The sequence below is a fragment of the Gammaproteobacteria bacterium genome (assembly GCA_024235095.1).
GTDB lineage: Bacteria > Pseudomonadota > Gammaproteobacteria > Competibacterales > Competibacteraceae > UBA2383.
Map to the genome: position 1 here is coordinate 1 of JACKNC010000001.1, position 24,362 is coordinate 24,362.

At 56.4% G+C, this 24,362-nt stretch carries 13 protein-coding genes and 1 tRNA gene; 2 read left to right on the top strand and 12 right to left on the bottom strand.

The window, feature by feature from the left end:
* The 6 genes from H6973_00005 to wrbA all read right to left on the bottom strand — a co-directional run.
* Window positions 1-1,056: translation initiation factor IF-2 associated domain-containing protein (locus tag H6973_00005; protein ID MCP5124054.1), on the bottom strand; the 1,056-nt coding region annotated here is incomplete at its 3' end.
* Between the two features lie 25 nt (window positions 1,057-1,081).
* On the bottom strand, window positions 1,082-2,605 hold the full coding sequence (nusA, locus tag H6973_00010) for a transcription termination/antitermination protein NusA (GenBank protein MCP5124055.1): 1,524 nt from the start codon (window positions 2,603-2,605) through the stop codon (window positions 1,082-1,084).
* A 42-nt stretch (window positions 2,606-2,647) separates the two neighbouring features.
* Window positions 2,648-3,106, bottom strand: coding sequence for a ribosome maturation factor RimP (rimP, locus tag H6973_00015; GenBank protein MCP5124056.1), 459 nt, complete (start codon window positions 3,104-3,106; stop codon window positions 2,648-2,650).
* A 224-nt stretch (window positions 3,107-3,330) separates the two neighbouring features.
* A tRNA-Met gene (locus H6973_00020) sits at window positions 3,331-3,407 on the bottom strand.
* Between the two features lie 60 nt (window positions 3,408-3,467).
* Complete coding sequence (locus H6973_00025) at window positions 3,468-3,833, bottom strand: DUF2069 domain-containing protein (GenBank protein ID MCP5124057.1); 366 nt, start codon at window positions 3,831-3,833, stop codon at window positions 3,468-3,470.
* Entirely contained in the window at window positions 3,830-4,432 is a 603-nt protein-coding gene (gene wrbA, locus H6973_00030; GenBank protein MCP5124058.1) for an NAD(P)H:quinone oxidoreductase, read from the bottom strand. The genes H6973_00025 and wrbA overlap by 4 nt, the downstream gene beginning before the upstream one ends.
* A 202-nt stretch (window positions 4,433-4,634) precedes the next feature.
* Between wrbA and H6973_00035 the strand changes: the two genes are divergently transcribed.
* Window positions 4,635-4,928 (top strand): DUF4398 domain-containing protein, encoded by a 294-nt coding sequence (locus H6973_00035; GenBank protein MCP5124059.1) that lies wholly within the window; start codon window positions 4,635-4,637, stop codon window positions 4,926-4,928.
* A 46-nt stretch (window positions 4,929-4,974) separates the two neighbouring features.
* Window positions 4,975-5,496, top strand: coding sequence for a TlpA family protein disulfide reductase (locus H6973_00040; GenBank protein MCP5124060.1), 522 nt, complete (start codon window positions 4,975-4,977; stop codon window positions 5,494-5,496).
* A gap of 390 nt (window positions 5,497-5,886) precedes the next feature.
* Here the strand turns inward: H6973_00040 and H6973_00045 are convergent, their stop codons facing one another.
* The 6 genes from H6973_00045 to H6973_00070 form a co-directional block, all read right to left on the bottom strand.
* A complete protein-coding gene (locus H6973_00045; protein ID MCP5124061.1) occupies window positions 5,887-8,235 on the bottom strand; it encodes a response regulator in 2,349 nt (782 codons plus the stop codon).
* A 15-nt stretch (window positions 8,236-8,250) separates the two neighbouring features.
* Window positions 8,251-9,066, bottom strand: coding sequence for a phosphate/phosphite/phosphonate ABC transporter substrate-binding protein (locus H6973_00050; protein MCP5124062.1), 816 nt, complete (start codon window positions 9,064-9,066; stop codon window positions 8,251-8,253).
* Between the two features lie 200 nt (window positions 9,067-9,266).
* Window positions 9,267-11,579 carry a response regulator gene (locus H6973_00055; protein ID MCP5124063.1) on the bottom strand — a complete coding sequence of 771 codons (2,313 nt, stop codon included), beginning with the start codon at window positions 11,577-11,579 and terminating at the stop codon, window positions 9,267-9,269.
* A gap of 9 nt (window positions 11,580-11,588) precedes the next feature.
* Window positions 11,589-16,604, bottom strand: coding sequence for a PAS domain S-box protein (locus H6973_00060; protein ID MCP5124064.1), 5,016 nt, complete (start codon window positions 16,602-16,604; stop codon window positions 11,589-11,591).
* Between the two features lie 236 nt (window positions 16,605-16,840).
* Entirely contained in the window at window positions 16,841-20,410 is a 3,570-nt protein-coding gene (locus H6973_00065) for a CHASE domain-containing protein (protein ID MCP5124065.1), read from the bottom strand.
* 85 nt (window positions 20,411-20,495) lie between these two features.
* On the bottom strand, window positions 20,496-24,362 hold the full coding sequence (locus H6973_00070; GenBank protein MCP5124066.1) for a PAS domain S-box protein: 3,867 nt from the start codon (window positions 24,360-24,362) through the stop codon (window positions 20,496-20,498).

A 24,362-nucleotide genomic window follows, 5' to 3' on the forward strand; every position in this document is an offset into this window, starting at 1 on the left:
TGACACAGCAGCGGGCGCTTTTGTGGTCTTGCTTTTTCTCGATTTGCGGCGCTCACCCTTTTCGAGTGCGCCCTGATCAGCGCGTCCCCTTGGGAATCGGTCGCCACCCGGCGCAATTTCACGGCGCGGGCCATGCGTGTCAGTTCGTCCCTCACTGCGGGGTTTGCCCGCCGCCGGACGGGCCGGCGCTTCAGCTTTTCTGCGGGTCTTACCTTCCGTCGTCGGAGGTGCGACGGGTTTTCTGGCGCGGCTTTCGGGTTCAGCTCCACCCACCTCGGGGCGCCGCTGCGGCTGAGACGCGGTGACGCTATTCGATGCTCGACGCGGCGGTATTTCAGCCGCTCGAGCGGCAACCGGTTTCTCTGCGGGTTTTCGCCGATGATCCTGCTCCAACCGACGGCGGGCTTCTTCCTCAGCTTGATGACGGGCGGCTTCCTCAGCTTGATGACGGGCGGCTTCCTCAGCTTGACGACGGACTTCTTCCTCGGCTTGACGACGGGCTTCTTCCTCGGCTTGACGACGGACTTCTTCCTCGGTAGATAGTCTGGATGTTTCTTCCACCTGCTGGAGCGCTGTGGGAACCGGTTCCTCAATGTTGTCGTGCGACGCTTCTGTTCCCGTCACAGCAGACGTTGGCGCGCCTTTAACCAGAGGTAGCGTCGATGTTTCCACCACAGCAGGTGCAGGCGTTTCGCTTTGAATTACGGTTTCACGACGGCGCGAGGATTCATCATCCACCAGGCTGCGTTTGACATAGGTTCGTTTTTTACGCACTTCCACACTGACGGTTTTAACCTGCCCAGCCGCGCCTCCGCTCATTTTAATTTCACTATGAGTCTTGCGTTTAAGGATGATTTTTTTAGGCTCGGTCGCGCCTGGAATGGATTGGCCACCATGACTTCGGCGCAAATGGGCCAAAAGATCCACCTTCTGTTTCTCTGTGATCGCTGCCTCCGCATTGGCGACCACGATACCTGCTTCGGCAAACTGCTCCAATAAGCGATCCACCGGTATACCGACAACTGTCGCAAACTGCTTGACCGTTACATCCGTCATTTCCACCCCCAAGACGAACTGTGGGCTACCCATTGTTTGAAAACCAGGGCGCTCGCGCCGTCATAATCAATCTTGCGGCCCGCTCATCGCTCAGACCGGCTATTTCATTCAGATCATCGACCGAAAGTTCGGCCAAATCTTCCATAGTGTTAATCCCATGACGCGCCAGGGTGATCGCTAGTTCCTCATCCATCCCTTCCATCGACCGCAAATCATCGGCAGGTTGTGCATCCCCGAACTGCTCCTCAGCGGCAATCGCTCGGGTCAACAGAACATCGCGCGCCCGCCCGCGCAATTCTTCAACAATCTCTTCATCGAATTCCGCAATTTCCAGCATTTCATGCACTGGCACATAGGCTACTTCTTCCAGGCCGGAAAATCCTTCTCTCGCCAGAATTTCTGCGATTTCCTCATCGACTCCCAGTTGTTCCATGAACATCCTGATCAACGCTTCATCTTCCTGGCCACGTCGGGCGAACGCCTGCTCATGGGTCATGACATTGAGCGTCCAACCGGTCAAGCGGCTGGCCAATTGCACATTCTGCCCCCCCTTCCCGATGGCCTGAGCTAACTGCTTCTCGTCGGAAACAATGATATCCATACTATGAGTATCTTCGTCGACGATCACCGAATCGACTTCCGCCGGCGACATGGCGTTCATGACAAAGCGCACCGAATCATCGTCCCATTGCACGATATCAACCCGTTCGCCGGCCAACTCATTGGTGACGCTCTGCACTCGCGCGCCGCGCATGCCCACGCAGGCGCCCACAGGGTCAATGCGCGTATCCTTGCTTTTAACGGCGATCTTGGCCCGGGAACCCGGATCGCGCGCGGCGCAGCGAATCTCGATGAGTCCCTGATTAATCTCGGGCACTTCCAGGGTGAATAGCGCCACTAGAAACTCTGGGGCGACCCGGCTCACGAAAAGCTGCGGGCCGCGACTCTCAGTGCGCACATCTTTCAAATAGCCGCGCACCCGCTCGCCGATGCGGAATGATTCACGAGGAATGAGATCCTCGCGGGTGATCTTGGCTTCGACATTGCCGCCGATATCGATAATCACTTCGCCGCGCTCGAGGCGCTTGACCACGCCGGTAATCAGCTCACCCTTGCGATGCAGGTAGGCTTCAACAATCTGTGCGCGTTCGGCGTCTCGAACCTTTTGGACAATCACTTGTTTGGCGGTTTGTGCAGCGATACGCCCGCCAAAGTCAGCGTTTTCCAGCGGTGATTGCACTATTTCATTGACTTGGGCGTCCGCCTTGATCTGGCGGGCCTCGAAGAGCGCCATTTCCCGATCCGGATTTTCGACCTGCGCAGTATCGGCTACGATGGACCAGCATCGGAAGGTTTCATAACTTCCCGTTCGCCGGTTAATCACCACCCGCACATCAGGATCGCCTGGATAACGTTTCTTGGCCACCGAAGCCAGCGCGATTTCCAGTGCGTCGAAGATTACCTCCTTATTAACGCCTTTCTCATTGGAGACGGCGTCCACGACCAGCAGGATTTCTTTATTGCCTTCTTTGCTGTCTTTAACGCGCATGTGGTTCTGCCTCCCAGCCGGTTCCGCCCGCTGTCATCCCGTCTAGAGTTCGGGCGCCAATCGAGCCTTTTCAACCCGCTCGAGCGGCGCTTGCCATTCCCGTCCCTCGCTGTCCACGATCGCCACCTTGTCGTCGCGCATTCCAAGCAGGCGCCCAACCAGCTTGCGCCGTCCTTCCTGCGGTTCGCGTAACCGCAGTTGTACTTGCGAGCCAGCGAAGCGCTCAAAATGCTTCGCCTCGAATAAAGGGCGATCCAGACCAGGCGAGGATATCTCCAGGGTATAACGCCCAGTGATGAGATCCTCCACATCCAACACGCCGCTCAGCTGATGGCTGACGCGTTGGCAATCGTCCAGGGTGATGCCCGTTTCGCTGTCGATATAAACTCGCAACAAGGCGTTGGGGCGACTGGAATGAAATTCCATGCCTACCCATTCATAACCCATGGCTTCCACCACGGGGGTTAAAATTCGCCCGAGTTTCTGAATGTCCTCGCGCATTTTGATCACCGGAAATAAAAAAGGGGCCTTCGGCCCACTTGTTCATCCAAAAACTGGTTGATCCGTCGCGGCACAACTTTCATTTCAACCTTGCTTCAGCGCCGCCCGCTCCTTAATCCAGGCGAGCATTCGCTCCTGTTTTACTTACGTCGCCAAGGCTGTTTACATCAAACAATCCTGAAAACGACCCCACAAAAAAAGCCCTTGAAGGGCTTCCTTAAATTTGGTAGCGGGGGCAGGATTTGAACCTGCGACCTTCGGGTTATGAGCCCGACGAGCTACCGGACTGCTCCACCCCGCATTTGAGAAAAGCGAGATTAACATGGATGAACTACACTTTGCAAGACATTCAACCTCACACTCATAAGAGTCCCTGGCGACGCGCAAGTTCCCGTGAATGAGCGCGAACATACAGGATCGCGCCCACAAACCACAGCACGCTGAATCCGATTTCCAGCCAGGCCAGCCACGGTCGGGCCATCGGCCCTGCGGCGTGGAAGACCCCGACTGTGAAATAGAAGAGCGCCAGAAACCCAGCCCAGGCATGGGTGTAAGGACGGCCATGCAACAAACCGCGCAATGGCCATAACAGCGGGCCGACCAGCGCCAACAACACCAATGCCACCGGCAAATGCCCCGGCGGCTCCAGCCAAGCGAACCATAGTAACAACCACCCAAACAGACCAAAATAGCCGGTTAATGCGACCCATCGCCAGAAGCGGCTCATACCCCACCTTGTTCCAGACGCCGCGTCACGTCCGCCAGACGCCGACCCAACGCCCGACCCAAGCGCTGCTCTTCACTATCAAGCACAGCGCTGGATTCTGCGCCTGACCAGTGACTGGGGCCATAAGGCGTACCGCCACCGCGCGTTTGATGCAACGCCGCCTCGGTAAAAGGCAGGCCCACCAATAACATGCCGTGATGCAACAACGGCAGCATCATGGTCAGCAGGGTCGATTCATGACCACCGTGCAGAGTCGACGCTGACGTGAAGACGGCAGCAGGTTTACCGCACAGCGCGCCTGCCAACCATAGCCCACCCGTGGAGTCCAGAAAATACTTAAGCGGCGCCGCCATGTTGCCAAACCGAGTCGGACTGCCCAAGGCTAATCCTGCGCATTCCTTGAGATCGTCCAGATTGACATAGGGTGGACCGGCGTTGGGAATGTCATCCGCAATCGCCTCACAGACTGTTGAAATCGCTGGCACCGTGCGCAGTCGCGCTGTCATCTCTGGAACTTCCTCAACGCCACGGGCAATGCGTCGGGCCATTTCGGCAGTTCCCCCGGTACGGCTGTAATACAACACGAGAATCTCAGCCATCCGTTTTCAATCTCCCGCTTCTGTTCGTAAACACCACCTCATTCTTCATTGCAGGCTGATTTGAATTCCATCCTGCCAAGCTGGCTTGACGGTTTCAGCAACCAATGCTAGTTTGATTGTAATGAGTCATTCATCCGTTTTATATCATAAATTTTCCATACAGCGGTCACGCTGAATTATCAGAACATTGATCACTCAATTCGTGCGACTCGCCGTCGCGATAATAGCGTTGACCGCTTGCGCAACGGCGCCCGTGCAAGAGATGAGCGACGCCCGCCTGGCGATCCGTTCGGCAGAGGCAGTCGGTGCTTTACAGCACTCGCCCCAAGCCCTGATGGAGGCTCAGCGCCTGTTGCAAGAGGCGCAGACCCACTTGGAGAGCGGCGCCTACGAGGATGCCCGCCAGTATGCCCTGGATGCTCGCCAGCAAGCCATTAAGGCGCGGAATATGGCGTTGCGAAATAATAATCTATTTCGTTCTAACCCGACTCCCTGATCGAGTAACCTGTTTTTTCAACTCCACCGGTACCGGATGCATCGAGATGCCTGTTATCGACTCCTGTCGACTCCGTCGGTTCGCTGTCAGAGAACTTTTTGCGCTGGCGCTGCTAATAACCACTCCTTGTATCCATGCCCAGGAAGCAATGTTTACTCTGCCGGGTTTGGACCAACAGCCGATCCGCCTGGCGGATTTTCGAGGGCGATGGGTCGTTGTCAACTTCTGGGCGACTTGGTGTACGCCCTGTCTGATGGAAATGCCGGAATTGCAAGCGTTCCATGACGCCAATCGTAAAAGATCTGTGGTTATTGGCGTCAATTTCGAGGAACTTCCGCTCGCCAAGATTCGTCAGTTTATCGAAGACCTGTCCGTAACCTTTCCCATTGCTCTGAGTGGTGGCCAACCTCTATCCGGTTTTGAGGTGAAAGGCTTGCCAACCACTTTCCTGGTTTCTCCGCAAGGCAAATTAGTCGATGCTCATCTGGGGACGGTCAATGCGGCCATGTTGAACCAGCGCATTGCCGAACTGGAAAAAACGGGCAATCCAGCGTATGAGGTTCAATGAAGCCAAAACAATAGACCTGTTCCGAAATATTCACCATAATTCATTGAAATTAATCAGCTATATTCTTAGTGCGGTTTCTAAACTTAAACTTAATTGACGGAATGCCAAAGTTCTTTAACTGGCCGATTAAATGTTCAATGCCAACACGAACTTGATTGATCCTGCGATTGCTCAGGATAATCGATATTACGACCGGCCTTAAGTTGCTTATTTTTAATGCCTAAACGAGTTCCTTCATTGCGCAATCAAACTGTTACTGTCCCCTGGCGGGCCGGGGGTTTCTCAGGATCAGGACTTTCGCTTATGGGCTATTTTTTACTATATATAGATATTTATTGATCATTACCATACTTTATATGGTAGCCAAGCGAAAGTCCTGAGGATAATAACTCACGTTAATTTATCCAAACGGAACGCCTCGATGATCTTGTGGGTCATTTCAAGTGCGGCATCAAATGCATCCCGTTGAATTCCAAGCGCGGTCAGGTCACCTGCTTTGCCAGCCTGCTCGAGTTCTGCGCACACTTGGCCCAATTGCAGAGCGCCGATGGCGCGAGCGTTGGATTTGAGCGTATGCGCAATCTGGCCGACAGCGGCGGCGTCCCCCTCGGCCAGGGCGGCGCCCAGGCGCTCGGCCTGCGCTTGGGCCGTGACCTGGAACTTCTCCAGCAGGCGGCGGTGGATCGCCGGTTTGTCTCCCACCATCCGCGTCAATGCACTGGGGTCGAACACCGGGGGGTCACCAGCGTCCGCCGTCGCCGCTGTAGCCTTTGCACAGGCCAGTGCCCCGGCTGTCGCGTCCGCCGGGGTCGGATCTGCGGCAACCGGCAGCCAGTGGACGAGTTGTTCCCGAAGTTGCGACAAGGGCGTCGGCTTGGCCAGGTAGCCATCCATGCCGGCGGCCTGGCAGCGCTCGGCCTCCCCCTGGAACACGTTGGCCGTCAAGGCTAGGATCGGGGTATGGCTAATACCCCCACGGTTAACCTCTTCTCGGCGGATCGCCTCGGCGAGCTGATAGCCATCCAGGTGCGGCATGTGGAGGTCGGACAGCACCAGGGCGTAGTTGCCGGTCCGCCATTGGCGGAAGGCTTCCTGCCCGTCCGGGGCGATGTCGCACGGGTAGCCCAGCTTGGCAAGTTGCTGCCGGATCACCTTCTGGTTGATTTCATTGTCTTCGGCCACCAGGATCAGCCGCCCCTGCACAAGGGCTTCCGCGCGGCGAGGTACGCTCGCCTCGGACGGTGGCAGGAAAGGCCGGTACTTGGCCTCCGTGGCCGCCGCCAACTGCGCCTCGTCGGCCCAGGGGAAGGGCAAACGAGCGGTGAACGTGCTGCCCACCCCTGGCGTGCTCTCCACCCGGATCTCGCCGCCCATCGCCTCAGCCAAACGCCGGGCGATCACCAGCCCCAACCCCGTCCCGCCGTACTTACGTGTGGTCGAGGCGTCGGCCTGGGTGAAGGGATGGAACACCCGCTCGAGTGTCGCCGTATCCATGCCGATACCGTTGTCGCGCACCACAAGTTCAACCCAGACCGAGCCGGTTTCTTCGCCGATCCGCCGTGCGGACACCCTCACTTCCCCTGAATGCTCCAGTCCACTGGAGAACTTGATGGCGTTAGTGGTGAAGTTGGACAGAATCTGGCGCACCCGCAGCACATCGCCTTCCAGGGCGCGGGGGATGTTCGGATCTATCTCATGGCGCAGCGTCGCTCCCTTCTGCTGGGCATAGCCAGCGAGGATGGCGCAGACTTTCTCAACCACGTCAGCGAGGGCGAAGGGTTCAGTGGAGAGGTCGAGCTTGCCAGCTTCGATCTTGGAAAAATCGAGGATATCGTTGAGGATACCCAGCTGGGCTTGGGCCGAATCCCGGATGACGCCCGCTATTTTGCGCTGCTCGTCGGTCAAGCGCATGTTGAGCAACACGTCCGTCATGCCGATGACCCCATTCATCGGCGTGCGGATCTCATGCGACATGTTTGCCAAAAATTCCGACTTTGCTCGACTTGCGACTTCGGCCGCTTCCTTGGCGGTAACGAGTTCACGCTCATAAGCCATCTGTCGATGCTGGTCAGCCAGCAATTGCCGCGACATCGCGTTAAATGCCACGCTGGTAATGGCTAACTCATCCTTGCCATAAACGGGAATCTGATAACCCAACTCTCCCCTACTCAGGTGGTTCGCACCTTTCGCCATGTGGGCCAATTGGCGAGTAAGGTAGGTGCCTAATGCCAGAGAGAACAGACCTACAAGCGCCATTTCACCCAAAGCAATGCCCACACTCCAACGCTGCGCTTCGGCGAAAATGTTCTTTATATGTGACACATCGATACCGATCTCTACGCGGCCAAAATTCACTTGCGCCGCATTGATTTCACTGGACACATCGTAGGTATTATCCTCGACTTCATCCAGCCGTTTATCTTCATAAAACGGTCGCCCTAAGAGGAGTGAGGAGCCTGCCTGTGCTAACACCTGGCCGTTGCTGTCCTTTATACGCGCGTAGGAAATCCCAGGGTTGCGAATTAGTTCCTGGGCAAAAGAACCCAGCCGCGCCAAATCCATTCCTAACAAGGCGTCCTTTGTCATAGCGGCAAACGAAGCCGAAGTAACCTGGGCATAACGCTGAAGTTGCAACTCGTTTGAGTCGCGCAAAAAACGCATGATGCTGGCGACGAGGATCGCCAGCAATACGGCCTCGATTAAGGCAATCCCCAGGATGGTTTTTAAGCGGAAGGACATGAATTCTAGATTGACCTACTTCAGCAAGGTATCTAGAAGGCCAATATTAAGGGCGCGCACATCGTCCCAATCCGCATCGGTGGCCGCAGCCACTCCTCTCGTGAAGCTAATGCCATCTAGCAATTTACGGCCCTCACTATCTTCGTTCATTTGCAAGAAAGCGCTTTTAAATTTGTTCGCCACCTCGGTGGGAACACGGGGGTGTGCTGCGATCGCATGGGGTGTATAGCCCTGTGTAGCCCACAAAATTTTCAAGTCATTACGAACAGATTCTTCTGCCAACTCCAGGGTACGTTGAATACCACCTCCAGCCGGGTAGAGTCCCTTGGCTACATTTATGTAGACCGAATCATGCGAAGAGACATACTTTGGCATGAAGGTAATCCCCTGTTTGCGCAACTCTGCTCGCGGCAGGATGCTAGCGGCGAAAGCTGCTGGAGAAGGGAAAACCAAGGTCTTCCCTTCCAGATCCTTGAGCGCTTTGATAGGACTATCTTTTCTTGTCACAAGGATTCCTTTGATGCGGTGGTCTTTTTCCTTGATCAGCGCCTGATAGCCGGGTTTCTGGCTAAAGACAGTGTAGTGGTAAGGATTCATATATGCGAAGTCATATTCCCCTTGGGCAAGTCGTTGTTCGAAGACGGGAATACTAGGGGCTGTCACAAAACGCAGTTGAATATCCGTCTTCGAGGTCAACCAAGACAATAGAGGAGACCAACTTTCAACCAGTTCGGATGCGGTTTGCTGGGGCACAATCGCAAAGGAATAGGTCCTTTCGTCTTCTACTGCCCCCACACGCCAGGAAAATGCGGCAAGCCCAAAGATGATCATTATTTTTATGCATCGGTACAGAAAAAGAAACATATGATGCTTACCCTATTTATTTCAAAGCAGGTTGAAGAAAGAGAACAAGCGATCCCACAGCAAGAGCTGCAGGATATTCAACAGGCGGTGCCTCGCAGTGAACTCCAGGGTATGCACCCGAAGAGAATCAAGCAACGGTTCCTGATATTGAGGCCAGGTTAAAAAGGTCATAGACGGAACACCTCGATAGTCTTGCTAGCCCTTTCAAAGGCGGAATCAAACACATCCTGTTGAACCTGAAGTGCAGTCAGGTCTCCGGCCTTGCCGGCCTGTTCCAGTTTTTCGCACAAGTCACCCAGTTGCAGGGCGCCGATGGCGCGGGCATTGGATTTGAGACTGTGCGCGATCTGGCTGACGGCGGCGGCATCTCCCTCGGCAACCGCAGCGTGGAGGCGCTCGGCCTGCGCCTGCGCCGTGACCTGGAACTTCTCCAGTAGGCGGCGGTGGATGGCCGATTTGTCCCCCACCATCTGGATCAGAATACCAGGGTCGAACACCGGAAGTTCACCTGCGTCCTCCGTCTCTTCTGTAGCCTCCGCAGAGGCAGGCATCTCAGCCGTCCGGCTCGCTGGACGCGGGTTCGCGGCGGCTGGCAGCCAGTGGATGAGTTGTTCCCGCAGTTGCGACAAGGGTACGGGCTTGGCCAGGTAGCCGTCCATGCCGCTGGCCTGGCAACGCTCAGTTTCGTCCTGGAGCACGTTGGCCGTTAAGGCCAGGATCGGGATGTGGCCGTTCCTCCGCTGGGCCTCTTCCCGGCGGATTGCCTGAGCAAGCTGATAGCCATCCAGGTGCGGCATGTGCAGGTCAGACAGTACCAAGGCGTAGTCGCCGGTCAGCCACTGGCGGAAGGCGGCCCGTCCGTCCGGGGCGAGGTCGCAGGGGTAGCCCAGCAGGGCCAGTTGCTGCTGGATGACCTCCTGATTGGTCGCGTTGTCCTCGGCCACCAGGATCAACCGCCCCTGCACAATGGCTTCCGCGCGATTCAGAACGGTGATTTGAGGTGGCGGTCGGTTCTGGGCATCAGTGGCAGCGGCCAGGGGCGCCTCGTCGGCGCAGGGAAAAGGCAGGCGGGCGGTGAAGGTGCTGCCGGCCCCCGGCGTGCTCTCCACTCGAATCTCGCCACCCATCGCTTCAGCCAGGCGCGCGCTGATCACCAGCCCCAATCCCGTCCCGCCGTACTGGCGCGTGGTCGAGGCGTCGGCCTGGGCGAAGGGATGAAACACCCGCTCCTGCGTCTGCGCATCCATGCCGATGCCGTTGTCGCGCACCGCCAGTTCGATCCAGACCCGGCCCCCTTCTCCGTCGGCTCGCCGCGCGACCACCTCAACGTTCCCCGTGCGGCCCAAACCGCTGGAGAATTTGATGGCGTTGCTGAGGAAGTTGGACAGGATCTGCCGCACCCGCAGGGCATCGCCCTCCAGGGCCGGGGGGATGTGCGCATCCACGGTATGACGCAGCGTCACCCCCTTCAACCGGGCCTGTTCGGCCAGCGTGGCGCAGGTCTTCTCGACCACCTCGGCCAGCGCGAAAGGTTCGATAGAGCACTTGAGCTTGCCGGCCTCGATCTTGGAGAAATCAAGGATGTCGTTGAGGATGCTCAGCTGGGTTTGGGCGGAGTCGTGGATGACCTGGGCCATCTTGCGCTGCTCGTCGGTCAGACGCGTATTGAGCAACACGTCCGTCATGCCGATCACGCCGTTCATCGGCGTGCGGATCTCGTGGCTCATGTTGGCCAGAAAAAGGCTCTTGGCCAGATTGGCCGCTTCGGCAGTATTCTTGGCAACAAGAAGCTCTCGATTGCTGGTTTCAAGTGCTTCTGTCTTTTCTTCGACCAGACTCTCCAGGTGTTTTCGGTACTGAGCTAGCTCCGATTCAACACGTTTCTTGTCTGAAATATCAAAGAACGTCCCGATAATACCGGCAGCTTGGCCGTTAATATCATAAAATATGGACTTGCCATAGATCACGTCTAACAGTTGCCCTGACTTGTCCTTGACCTGAAACTCATACTGCTGGATCTGAGGATTCGCAATGAGTTCCAGGTCTTTCTGGTGATAGACATTTGCAAGGTCGCTAGGCCACAACTCATATACGGTCTTGCCAAAAATATCTGCCTCGCTTACTCCCATGATCTCGGAGAACAGGCGGTTGCAACCAAGATAACGTCCCTCATGATCCTTGTAGAACACAGCGACTGGAATGGCATCCACCAGGGATTTATTAAACGAATTCGACTGCCGTTCAACCGCAAGCATGGCCTGCTCGTGTTGCCGACTTTTCTGATGGACGTAAAAACTGGTAACGACGCTGGCCAGCGCTCCTACCATGATCGTTATCAGGTGCGATTGCCAGAGCGTGAGATGATCACCGAATATCCACTGTTTAAGGCTTTCGTATGCCCCCATTGCAGCCACGGCCGCAATAAAGACCTTTAGATGTATTAGAAACTGCGTCTTATCAGGCTTGCTGGTATTTATCATGATATCAAATCACTGATCTTCCAACCGCGACCGCAGGATCCGCGCGACTTCATCAAAGGTCGCATGCAGACTCTTGCTCAACGCCTGGCAACATTCGCCATCTCCCGCCTTACCGGCATGCTCCAACTGCTGGCAAAGGTCGCCCAGGCGCATCGCACCTACGGAACGGGCGGCGGATTTGAGGGTATGGGCAATCTGGCCGACCGTTGCAGTATTCCGCGCCTCGCTGGCCTGAAGCAACTCACCCATTCGTTGCCGTGCGTTGGCAAGGAATTTCTCCAGCAGGCGTCGATGGATGGCCGGATTGCTCCCTACCATTTTCGTCAGGACTTCTGAATCGAACACCGGCAATTCGGGTCTTTCGACAACCTGCGTCGGTAAGGCCGCTTCTTCAGCAACATTGGCCACAAACAAGTCAGTCGACGGCAGCCATTGGTCGAGCACCGACTTCAGACGGGCTAATTCGATGGGCTTGGAAAGATAAGCATCCATGCCCTGCTTGAGACAGCATTCTTCCTCGCCTTTGACGACATTGGCCGTCAGTGCGATGATCGGAATACGGTTCAGGTTGAACCGACGTTCGGCATCACGAATCAAGGCAGTCAGTTCATAGCCGTCCTTGTTCGGCATGTGCAAATCCGTCAGCAAGAGGTCGTAGGTCCCTGCTTTCCACTGCTGGAATGCCTTCACGCCATCTGCCGCCAGAGCGACGCGGTAGCCGAGCATTTCCAGTTGGCGCCGGATCACATCACAGTTGATCTCATTGTCTTCGGCAACCAAGATATTAAGTCCTGTCTCTACGTTCGCATCGAAGCTCTCATCCATGTCCGTTTCCTGAGGGATGGCAACTCGCCCCGTAGCGGCTGCAACAGCCTCAAGGAAACGGCAGCGAGTCAGGGCCTCCCGATCGATCTGAACGATCTTGTCCGCCAAACGTCTCACCTTCCGCCGCTTGCCACGCTCCACGCTCAAATAGGTGACCTCGACGAAATGCACGTTGTCGCTTGGTTGCCTGGCCAGCAAGCGACCGACGATCTCCTGTGCAGAATGGATACCTCGGTCTTCCATGACGATTATGCAGACGAGTGTCTCTGGGGCATATCCACTGATGAAAACCCAGGCGGCCTCGATGTCGGCAAAGGCATGGGTTTGGGCGCTGGCGTGCACGAGGTAACGTGTGTAATCCTCTATGTACTTCGTTTCATTGGCGACAACAATGCATTCCAGCCCGCTCAAGTCATACGGTGAAGTCAGGTTCGGACACTCGCTGGCCAGCTTGAATGGCAGCCGCACCGTGAAGGTTGTCCCCTGCTCAACCTCGCTTTGTACCGAGATCTCGCCGCCCATCATCGCTGTCAGGGTCTGGGAAATCGATAGACCTAGCCCGGTACCGCCATATTTGCGTGTTGTGCTGCTGTCGGCTTGCTCGAAGGGCTGAAACAAACGGGCAACGGTCTCGGCGTCTATCCCGATGCCGTTGTCAGCAATGGTGAACACCACCCAAACACGTCCGTTTCCGCATTGTTCCAGTTCAGCACGCAACTGAACGCGACCGATGCGTTCCATGTCCATCGAAAATTTCACGGCGTTTCCGGTTAGGTTGGTCAGGATCTGCCGTACCCTGAGTCCATCACCCATGACACGCTGTGGGAGTTTGGGCTCAAAGAATAGGGTCAACTCAACCTGCTTATCCATCGCGATCCGATCAATCAGGCTAACCACAATATCCAGTTCCGTTTCCAAGGACATTTCCTGTTCCGCAAGGCTGAGCTTGCCCGCCTCGATTTTCGAAAAATCGAGAATGTCATCAATGATGCCCAGGAGGGAGCGCGCCGAACGGCGAATCGCCTCCACCATCTTGCGTTCTTCATCGGGTAGCGAGCTATGGGAAAGGATCTCCAGCATCCCGATCACACCATTCATGGGGGTGCGGATCTCATGACTCATGTTGGCCAGGAAGGCGCTCTTTGCTTGACTGGCTGCTTCGGCGGTATGTTTGGCTTGCCGCAATTCCATTTCAGTCCGTTTGCGTTGAGTGATGTTAGTGAGAACACCTTCCACGGATACGATATCGCCGGAGGCATTCCTGACAGGGTGACTGGTCTGGTAAATGGTGCGGATCTGCCCAGCCGGGTGGACGAAGCGCATTTCGGTCCGGATGGAATCGACCTTGCCCGAGAGCATGTCTTGCAAATACAGCCAGGTCTCCTCCAGATCCTCTGGCAGCCACTGGACGAGTTCCACCCAGGACTGGTTCATTACTCTTTCCTTGGGCAGCCCGAAAATGGATTCGATGCTGTTGCTAACATAGGTAATGATGGCTTCCGGCGTGAAACTGAAGGCCATGAACTCGTCGCCCATGTCGTCCAGTAGCTGCTGGTGCTTGACCTGGGCCTCGTCCAGTTGCGCCGAGCGCTCCGCCACGAGCCGTTCCAGGTGGTCACGGTATCGGGCTAGTTCCTTATCTTTTTCTTTCTCTTCGGTAATGTCCTCGTAGATCCCCAACACGCCGATGATCTCGTCGTTCTGGTTTCTCAGCGGCACCTTCGAGGTTCGCAGCCAGAGGGTCCGACCGTCCGGGGTGGTCTGCGGCTCTTCGTAGTTGATGCGGGGGATGCCGGATTCGATGATTTTCAGGTCGTCGGCACGATACAGGTCAGCTTCATTCGCCCAGCCCATCTGGTAGTCGTCCTTGCCGATCAGATCGCTGGGTTGGCTCCGTCCGCTGTCCCGGGCAAAGGCAGGATTGCAACCGAGGTAGCTTAATGCACAGTCCTTCCAGAACACCCGCATAGGTACGTGGTCAATGACGGTCTGCAGCAGGTTGCGGGCGTTGTGAAGCGCGATTTCGGCTTGAACCAGCTCGGTCACGTCCTGCACGGTGCCGACAGAACGAAGTGGATTTCCGGTCTCGTCGAAGTCGGTTTGGCACTGTTCGTGGACATGTTTGATCCGCCCATCGGCCATGCGCAGGCGATGCCGGATGTTGTAGGGCTGTCGGGTTTGCAGCGAATCGGTGTAGGTCTTGTTGACGACCTCGCGGTCTTCGGGGTGGATGGCATCGAGGAAGGCGTCGTAGCTGGCGCCGAAATGGGTGGGGTCGAGTTCGAAGAGGCGAAAGATTTCATCCGACCAGCTCAGTCGGTTGTTGGGGACATCCAGCTCCCAACTGCCCACCTTGGCAATATGCTGTGCCTCTTGCAGGTCCTGTTCGCTCTTGCGCAAACGCTCTTCCATTTGTTTGCGGTCGGAAATATCGGTCGAAATCCCGCACAGGGCATAGATGCTGCCATCCTCCCTTCGCAGCGGTAACTTGATCGATAAAAAGGTGAAGGTCAAACCTGTTACCGTTACGGTATTGGTCTCTTCCGTGCGAAGGGTAATACCACCCGCTAGAACCTGATGGTCATTGCGCCTTATATTAGCGGTGGTCTCGGCATCAAAGAATTTCTCGTCACTGTAGCCGACAATGTCTTCCATTTCGGCATGCCAAAGCCTGCGCACGGCGGCATTGACAAACAGATAGTTTCCGTTTGTATCTTTCAGGTAGATATAGGCTTCCACGCTGTCGAGAATCGTTCGCAGTTTTTCCTCACTGTGCCGCAACTCGTTCTCGACCCGCTTACGCTCGCTGATGTCTCGAACGATAGCATGGAGAATGGGCCGTCCCTGTAAGGTCAACACAGACAAGGTCACCTCGGCATAGAATTCGCTGCCATCCATACGCCGATGTATCCAATTGAATCGATGCAACCCCTTTTCCTGGGCAAGTTTCATCATACGCTCGGCCTTGCTGAACGAACTTTCGCCATCAGGCTGAAATTCAGGGGAAATCTCCGCGGGATGGACGTTCTCGAATGCCACCTTGTCGGGGAACCCCAGCATTTCTACCGCCGCTTGGTTGCACTCCGCGAAATGGTGACCCTCCATGATCCACACCGGATCTGGCGAAGAATCGAAGAGCGTACGGAAACGCGCTTCCGAGTCGCGCAAACGTTCTTCCTGTTCCTCGATCTCGCGGAAAAATCGCTTCATGACCCAGGCGAAAAAGACCAGCACGAAGCCCACCACGAATAGCGTCACCAGCACCAGTATGGTGGCGCGATGCGCTATGGCATGTTCACTATCAGTGACATCATGCAATACGAGCAGGGCGCCTACTTCCTCGCCGCTGATTACGCGCAGAGGGTCGAGCTGCGTATACCAGACCTTTCCGCCCACTTCCGTATCGGTATGGGCATGCCCCACGCTTGGCCGTGAGAGAATGGATTTCAATGCTTGCACTGTGAGTTTAGGACTCATAAACTCGACGACATAGTGAGGCAACAACCCCCAGTCAGCCTTCCGTCCCATCATTCGCATCCCGGTTTCCCAACTCGCCTGGTCAATGTGTTCCTTATGTAGCAGAATGGCATACACAGATGCATGCTTATCCGGGGACCGCAGCGTGGCCAGCAGAGGTTCGATCTCCTTGCCCAGTTCAACGTAACCCACCAGGCGATCACCCTCGAAGACCGGCTTGACGACACGAAGCGTGAGTACGCCAGTCCTCCCTATTTCCACCCCCCAGGCGGTCTTGCCGGTGCGTTCGGCTTCAAGCGCAGTATGGCGATTAATGCGATCGCCCCGTAACTGCGGTAGATGCAAGCGTAGCAGGCAGGTTCGGTCGCGGCTGATGAAATAGAAGTGTGTGACGTTGTGCTCGGCGCGCAACCGCCCAAATACTTCCATCCAGTCGGCTTGCAGGCGCGCCGCATCTTCTTGGGCCAACGCCTGTTTCAATGCGGATTGTGCGCTGATGACCTGTAAGGTTTGCTGTAGTCCATGGACCTCGCGCGTCATGACATCGTCCAAGTCGAGCCGCAGCTCGTTGGCCCATTCGCTGGCTTGCCGATGGAGCGCTTCATATTCCATCCGCCAGTTGTGCTGAATCATCAGACCGGAGACCGAGAGGGTCGTTGTTGCGATCAGCAGCAGCAGGCTATTCAGTACGCGACGTAAAAGATTATGTTGGTCGGCCTGCATGATCTATGCTCGCCAGAAGCGGGAGACTTCGCGCGACCTGTTGGAGTCGAAACTGGCCAGGTCGGGTTTAGGGTTGTCGATGGGTTTCTGATATCATTATCCTGAGAAAATCCCACGCCCTACTAGGGAATAGTAACAGTTCGACATTTCAGGGAGTCCATAGCGGAAACTCCATGTTGTGAGTCGCCTAAGGGCTACCGGACAAAACCTCTTATATCATGGCACTTTGACGCTGTTTACTTATCAAGCAGAGTATAGATGGTCGTCATGCTGGTCCCGTAGGCTTTTTCGAAGAGGGGGATCAATCGCTGTGTTGCCGACGTGTCGCCCGCTTTGCCAGCCTGCTCGAGTTCTGCGCACACCTGGCCCAATTGCAGAGCGCCGATGGCGCGAGCGTTGGATTTGAGCGTATGCGCAATCTGGCCGACAGCGGCGGCGTCCCCCTCGGCCAGGGCGGCGCCCAGGCGCTCGGCCTGCGCTTGGGCCGTGACCTGGAACTTCTCCAGCAGGCGGCGGTGGATCGCCGGTTTGTCTCCCACTATCCGCGTCAGCGCACCAGGGTCGAACACCGGGGGTTCACCGGCGTCCGCCGTCGCCACTGTAGCCTTTGCACAGGCCGGCACCCTGGCTCTCGCGCCCGCCGGGGTCGGATCTGCGGCAACCGGCAGCCAGTGGACGAGTTGTTCCCGCAATTGCGACAACCGCACCGGCTTGGCCAGGTAGCCATCCATGCCGGCGGCCTGGCAGCGCTCGGCCTCCCCCTGGAACACGTTGGCCGTCAAGGCTAGGATCGGGGTATGGCTAATACCCCCACGGTTAACTTCTTCTCGGCGGATCGCCTCGGCGAGCTGATAGCCATCCAAGCGCGGCATGTGCAGGTCGGACAGCACCAGGGCGTAGTTGCCGGTCCGCCATTGGCGGAAGGCTGCCTGCCCGTCCGGGGCGATGTTGCACGAGTAGCCCAGCTTGGCAAGTTGCTGCCGGATCACCTTCTGATTGATCTCGTTATCTTCGACCACCAGGATTGGCCGTCCCTGCACAATGGCTTCGGCTTCCGCGCAGCGGGGGAGAGGGGAACTGGCAACGTCGACCACTTCTTCGGTATCGGTGGTTGTCACCTGTTTTGATTCATCCGCCGGGGAAAACGGCAGACGGGCGGTAAACGTGCTGCCCACCCCCGGCGTGCTCTTCACCCGGATCTCACCCCCCATCGCCTCGGCCAGGCGCGTGCTGATCACTAGCCCCAGCCCCGTGCCACCATACTGGCGCGTGGTCGAGGCATCGGCCTGGACGAAGGGATGGAACACCCGCTCCCGCGTCGCCGCATCCATGCCGATGCCATTATCGCGCACCGACAGTTCAACCCAGATCCTGCCGCCTTCTTTACCCGCCTGCCGTGCGGACACCCTCACCGCCCCCGAATGCTCCAGTCCACTGGAGAATTTGATGGCGTTGCTGATGAAGTTGCTGAGGATCTGCCGGACCCGCAAACTGTCGCCTTCGAGGACTGGGGGGATTTGGGACTCCACGTCGTACCGCAGCGTCACTCCTTTCTGCTGCGCATCTCCGAGGTGCCCAACGCAAGTCTTTTCGACCAACTCTGGCAGGGCAAAGGGTTCGATAGAGCAATCCAGCTTGCCGGCTTCGATCTTGGAGAAATCAAGGATGTCGTTGAGGATGCCGAGCTGGGCCTGGGCGGAGTCATAGATGATGCGCGCCATCTTGCGCTGCTCGTCGGTCAGGCGCGTGTTGAGCAGCACGTCCATCATGCCAATCACTCCGTTCATCGGCGTGCGGATCTCGTGCGACATGTTGGCTAAAAAAGCACTCTTGGCCTGATTGGCGGTTTTCGCAGCGATCATGGCGGCTTGCAATGCGATTTCGACCCGTTTGCGCTCTGTGATGTCCAGCAGAACACCTTCCACAGAACTGATATTCTCGGAGGGTTCCTTGTCGATATGACTGGACGTATAGATGGTATGAATTTGTCCGTCGGGGTGGACGAAGCGCATTTCAATCCGAGCGTGCTCAATCTTTTCTGAGAGCAGGTCCTGCAAGCCTTGCATGGCGGCCTCCAGGTCTTCCGGAAGCCATTGGATGATCTCCATCCAGGATCTGCTCAAAATCCTCTCCTTGGGCTGTCCGAAGATCGCTTCGAAGCTGTTGCTGACATAGGTGATCGTACCATCCAGGGCGTAGCTGAATACCAAGAACTCATCGCCGATGTCATCCACTAGGCGCTGGTGCTTGAGCCGCGCGGCGTTGAGGTCGGCCGTGCGCTCATCGACCAATTTTTCGACTCGGGACGTCGAACCCGTCGTCAGAAGCATAATCGCGCCCAGCAGGCCGGCACCCAGTGTGCCTATAACCAGCAAGCCCCAGCTTTGCAAGCTATGGTGGGATTCGATGTACGCAGCCATAGGCGTTATCCGTAACTGATACTTCCTGCCGCCGAAATGCAGGTTTTGCTCGAATTCGGCCAAGGCAGACCGGTCCGGATGCTTGCCATAGAGGATATCGCCCAGTTGATTGTCAACAAGAGTCACATCCATGTCGGAATCCTTGGGCACGAACTTTGAGATGAAATCGCCCATGCGCAGGACGGACAAAACCAGTCCCGGCGGGAAGGTATTGACCCTTTGCAACAGGAGTATGCCGGCCTGCGAGCCTTTCTCCTGGGCCAGCCGAATAGGTTCGGTAGCAACAGGCTTGCCGGTACGCAGGGTCTTCAGGACCGCCGCCTCGCGGGCAGGGTTGGAAGTGAGATCAAAGCCAACCGCCTCCTTGTTGCCGCTCAAGGGTTCAACGTAGGTGACGGGGTAATAGGTGAGCCGCACGGAGGCGCGCACTATGACGCCTGACGCATCACGCTCACGGATCTCAAACTGTGGAAACGCCCCTTTCTGATCATTTTCGAATGACTGACGCTGGATCTGGGTCACCTGTGGTGCCCATTCGATGGCCTGAAGCATGGGGTATCGCCGCAACGCAGGTTGTACATAAACATTGAACTCCTCCCTGTCCACATGAGTACTTGCTTTGGAGAAATAGGTTTCCAATTGATCCAGCAGGTACATCTGCCCGTCAAACTTGTCCTGAATCTGCACGGCGATGCGGTCCGCTTCGAACAAAAAGGACTGGGTGACTTTACCCGTCTCGATTTGACTGGACTTGATATAAGCCATGACTACCAGCGCCAATGAGAGGCTAGTGACGATGACGACCATGAGTCGACGCTTCTTCCATTCCGAGGCCGGTTTGCCAAAGATGGCCAGCATCAGAGGAAAAAAGACCACCACGCCGAGGGTATCGCCTATCCACCAGGTCGACCATTCCTCGAAAATCTTGTTGGCTTTGAAGAACCCCAAGGCGTACAGACTGGTAATAGACAGGGTGGCGCTAACCAGGCAAATCAGAGGGGAGAGCAGAAGGTAGCAGCCGATCTGGACTCCCCTGTCGAGTGGGGCGTCTGAACCGATGATCCGGCGCAGGAGCAGGCTCCCGACCAACGCTTGCAGGGTAGAGGCCAACGCGATACCCGTTGCCGCCGTGACCGCAAGTATCGTCATATCGAAGCCGCTCACCCACAGGTTCAGCATCAGGGAACCCAGGAAAATCCATGGATAAGTGCTTCGACCCCACAAATAGGCCGCTGCGACCGCCAGTCCAGCGGCGGGAAACACCCCGGAGGCATAACCTGGCGGTAAGGCTAGCATCAGCCCGAGCTTGCCTGTCACGACATAGGCCGCCGCCAGCAGCGGACCATACAGGAGTCTGTTTATCGACCTGACATTGCTGTTTTTCAACGTGGACTCACTGGAGCGGCTCCCGAAAATAACGCTTTCGGATTGATCTCGAATTCATCGTGACATCATGGCATTCCGGCGTTGTTTACCTGTCAAGCAGGGTATTGATGGTCGTCATGCCAGTCTCGTAAGCTTTTTCGAAGAGGAGGGTCAGTCGCTGCGCCGCATGCGTGTCTCCGGCCTTGCCGGCCTGTTCCAGTTTTTCGCACAGGTCGCCCAGTTGCAGGGCGCCGATGGCGCGAGCGTTAGATTTGAGGCCGTGCGCGATCTGGCCGACGGCGGCGGCGTCCCCCTCGGTCAGAGCGGCGCGCAGGCGCTCGGTCTGCGCCTGCGCCGTGACCTGGAACTTCTCCAGCAGGCGGCGGTGAATCGCAGGTTTGTCCCCCACCATCTGCGTTAGCGCGCCAGGGTCGAACACTGGCGGTTCACTCGCGTTCTCGGTATCTCCTGTAGCTTCGACAAGGGCAGGTGTCTCGGCCATCGGACTCGCTGGACGCGGATCCGCGACGGCTGACAGCCAATGGGTGAGTTGCTCCCTGAGTTCCGACAAGGGCACCGGCTTGGCTAGGTAGCCGTCCATGCCGGCAGCTTGGCAGCGCTCGACCTCGCCCTGGAGCACGTTGGCCGTCAAAGCCAGGATCGGGGTGTGGCTAGTACCCCCACGGTTAGCTTCTTCCCGACGGATCGCTTCGGCGAGCTGGTAGCCGTCTAGGTGCGGCATATGCAGGTCAGACAGGATTAGGCCATACTCCCCAGTTAACCATTGGCGGAAGGCGGCCCGCCCGTCCGGAGCGATGTCGCACCGGTAGCCCAGCAGCATGAGCTGCTGCTGGATCACCTCCTGATTGGTCGCGTTGTCCTCGGCTACCAGGATCAGCCGCCCTTGTTGGACAGCTTCCGCACGGCCGGGAACAGAACGGGCCATGTCTGCCGCCTCCGGGGTCTCGGGGGTGGTCACCCGTAGTTTTTCCGGATCCGCCAGGGAAAACGGCAAATGGGCGATGAAGGCGCTGCCGACTTCCGGCGTACTCTCCACCCGAATCTCACCCCCCATCATCGCGGCCAGGCGTGTGCTGATCACCAGCCCCAGCCCCGTCCCGCCGTACTGGCGTGTGGTCGAGGCGTCAGCCTGAGTGAAGGGATGAAATACCCGCTCCCGCGTCGCCGTATCCATGCCGATGCCGTTGTCGCGCACCGCCAGTTCGATCCAGACCCGGTCCCCTACTCCGTCGGCTCGCCGCGCGACCACCTCAACGTTCCCCGTGCGGCCCAAACCGCTGGAGAATTTGATGGCGTTGCTGAGGAAGTTGGACAGGATCTGCCGCACCCGCAGGGCATCACCCTCCAGGGGGGGGATGTGCGCATCCACGGTATGACGCAGCGTCACCCCCGTCGACCGGGCCTGTTCGGCCAGCGTGGCGCAGGTCTTCTCGACCACCTCGGCCAGCGCGAAGGGTTCGATGGAGAATTCGAGCTTGCCCGCCTCGATCTTGGAGAAATCGAGGATGTCGTTGAGAATGCCCAGCTGGGTTTGGGCGGAGTCGCGGATGACGCGCGTCATCTTGCGCTGCTCGTCGGTCAGACGCGTATTGAGCAACACGTCCGTCATGCCGATCACGCCGTTCATCGGCGTGCGGATCTCGTGGCTCATGTTGGCCAGAAAAAGGCTCTTGGCCAAATTGGCCGCTTCGGCAGACTCCTTTGTTTCCCTTAATGCGCGTTCCGCTTCCTTGCGGGTGCTGATGTTGGTTTGGAAGGCAATGAAGCGGGGACCGGGACTCCCTTCGGCCGCATGGTAGTAGATGGTCATTTCAACGGGGATCAAGCGGCCATCTTTGGCCTGTTGAGTGGTCTCGAACTTTATATAACTTCGCTGTTTGATCTGTTCCCTGATCTCCCTATAGCGTTCGGCCGGAAAGTGGGAATCAATGTCGGAGACCGTTAACTGACACAGTTCCTCGGGGGTATAACCGAGGCACTCAGCGGCATAAGGATTAGAATAGGTGAAACGCCCCGTGGCGAAATCCGCCCATGTGATGCCGATCCCAACCTTGTCCATGGCGTATTGAGTATCCGCGATGTTCTGGTGGACTCGTTTCAGTTCAGCGGTACGAGCTTCCACCAGTTCCTCAAGATGCTGGCGATATTGGTGAAGTTCAGTGATATCCTCCGAGATACCGAGCAGATATTCCGCTTCGCCAGCGTCATTACGCAATGCCAGTTTTTTAGTATGCAGCAGCCGGCTTCCATGCTGGTGCGTCTCAATCGGCTCTACAGGAATATCCAGGACTCCCGTTGCGTTCAAAATCTCTCGATCCTTACCCGTAAAGAAATCTGCCTGTTCCCTGGGGAAGAAGTCATAGTCGCTTTTGCCAAGCAGTTCTGACCGGTCATAGCCCAGCAGATCCTCCCCTGCCTTGTTGAACATGGCAAAACGCAGGTCTTTCGCATGTTTCAAAAAGATCATGTTAGGAATATTCTCGACAATCGAGTCGATCAGGCGCTGTTTGGCCTGACTCTCCTCTTTGAGCCGCGTTTGCTCCGAAATGTCGCGAAACGCGGATACCGAGCCGATGATGCCTTTATCGCTAATAGGGCGGCTGTTTATTTCAACATCGATTATTCCGCCGTCTTTGCGAAGGAAGCGTTCCTCCCCAAAATAGCGTTCGCTCTCACTGACCTTGGTGTGAATAGGGCAAGAAAGGAAGGTGTTGGTCTGCTCTGAATCCGCATATCTATGGAAAACCTTACAACCCAGCCGACCAACGACTTCATCGGCTTCGTATCCAAGCAACTCCGTAAAGGCGTTGTTGACCTGCGTAATGACACCTTTGTTATCCATGACATACAGGCCATCGCCAATGGCGCTCATAATAACCTCAAGTCGCTGTTTCTCCCTTTTCAATGCGGTTCTGGACACATGGAGCATGCAGATAGCCCAATACAATCCCAGGAGCATTAACGTTCCGACGATAAGATGCTTGAAAAAATCCTGCCGCAGTATGGAGAGAGCTGAATCCTTTTCATAGGAGATGAAGTAGCCGACTTTCTTGCCCAGGGTGTCTATGACCGCTACGAACGAAATGCACCACTCACCGCTGGAGCTCATAATCGATATTGAGAAGTTTTCACCGCGGGCCATTTTCTCTGCAAGGGTGACATCTTGCCTGAGCAGGGCGTCGATCTCTCGAATATTGTCCGGTTTGAAGGAAGCGTTTGTGTCCTCGCTGAGCGCCTTATCGAGAACGAAATCCTGGTTGATTTCGGAAGGGGGATATTGCGCCCGCCATTCTTCGAACAATCTATCAAAGACGGCTTTTTTTCTCAAAATCAACTGGTAGTACTTGGACTTTTCCAGCAGGGCCATGGAGTCACGGAGCTGATCGAAAGAGAGGCTGATTTCCACACTGCCAAGATGCTCACCGTGATAAGAAATTGGGAACACATTGCGGAAACCCGACTTCACCCGTCCTATCTCAAATCCGGTGACGATCTTTTGATTGGTATTGGCCTGGACCAAAGCCGGCCGCGCATCCCGCAATGAATCGCCGTATTGGTCAGGTAAATGAAAACGTAGAAAACTATGCGCATCCCGGGTATGGAACTGGACCAGTTGAATACCTTGCGCCTTCAAATATTGGTACCAAGGCAAGAGCAATCGATAGAGTTCGTCCCTTGCCTGCTGCTGGGCTTCGCCAGTGCTATGCACGCCCCTGGCGAAGATTTTCAAAATTTCCTCCCGTCGTATCCCTTGGTCAACCATGAACTTCGTTGCCAGCTGCAGGCGCTCGATGCTGGCTTGATAGACGGCCGTCAGGACCGCCGTATGAGTTGCTTGATAGCTCTCTTGCTCTCTTCGCTGGACATCATCGAGAAACCAATACATGCAACCCCATAGCACAACAAAAAGTAATGAAAGAAATAGGTTGCGTAATTGAATGAATGACTTCAT

What these genes read in the sequence shown, in the direction of transcription:
- nusA (MCP5124055.1), bottom strand. Translation starts at nt 2,605, where the DNA reads ATGCGCGTTAAAGACAGCAAAGAAGGCAATAAAGAAATCCTGCTGGTC.
- rimP (MCP5124056.1), bottom strand. Translation starts at nt 3,106, where the DNA reads ATGCGCGAGGACATTCAGAAACTCGGGCGAATTTTAACCCCCGTGGTG.
- H6973_00025 (MCP5124057.1), bottom strand. Translation starts at nt 3,833, where the DNA reads ATGAGCCGCTTCTGGCGATGGGTCGCATTAACCGGCTATTTTGGTCTG.
- wrbA (MCP5124058.1), bottom strand. Translation starts at nt 4,432, where the DNA reads ATGGCTGAGATTCTCGTGTTGTATTACAGCCGTACCGGGGGAACTGCC.
- H6973_00040 (MCP5124060.1), top strand. Translation starts at nt 4,975, where the DNA reads ATGCCTGTTATCGACTCCTGTCGACTCCGTCGGTTCGCTGTCAGAGAA.
- H6973_00045 (MCP5124061.1), bottom strand. Translation starts at nt 8,235, where the DNA reads ATGTCCTTCCGCTTAAAAACCATCCTGGGGATTGCCTTAATCGAGGCC.
- H6973_00050 (MCP5124062.1), bottom strand. Translation starts at nt 9,066, where the DNA reads ATGATCATCTTTGGGCTTGCCGCATTTTCCTGGCGTGTGGGGGCAGTA.
- H6973_00055 (MCP5124063.1), bottom strand. Translation starts at nt 11,579, where the DNA reads ATGATAAATACCAGCAAGCCTGATAAGACGCAGTTTCTAATACATCTA.
- H6973_00060 (MCP5124064.1), bottom strand. Translation starts at nt 16,604, where the DNA reads ATGCAGGCCGACCAACATAATCTTTTACGTCGCGTACTGAATAGCCTG.
- H6973_00070 (MCP5124066.1), bottom strand. Translation starts at nt 24,362, where the DNA reads ATGAAGTCATTCATTCAATTACGCAACCTATTTCTTTCATTACTTTTT.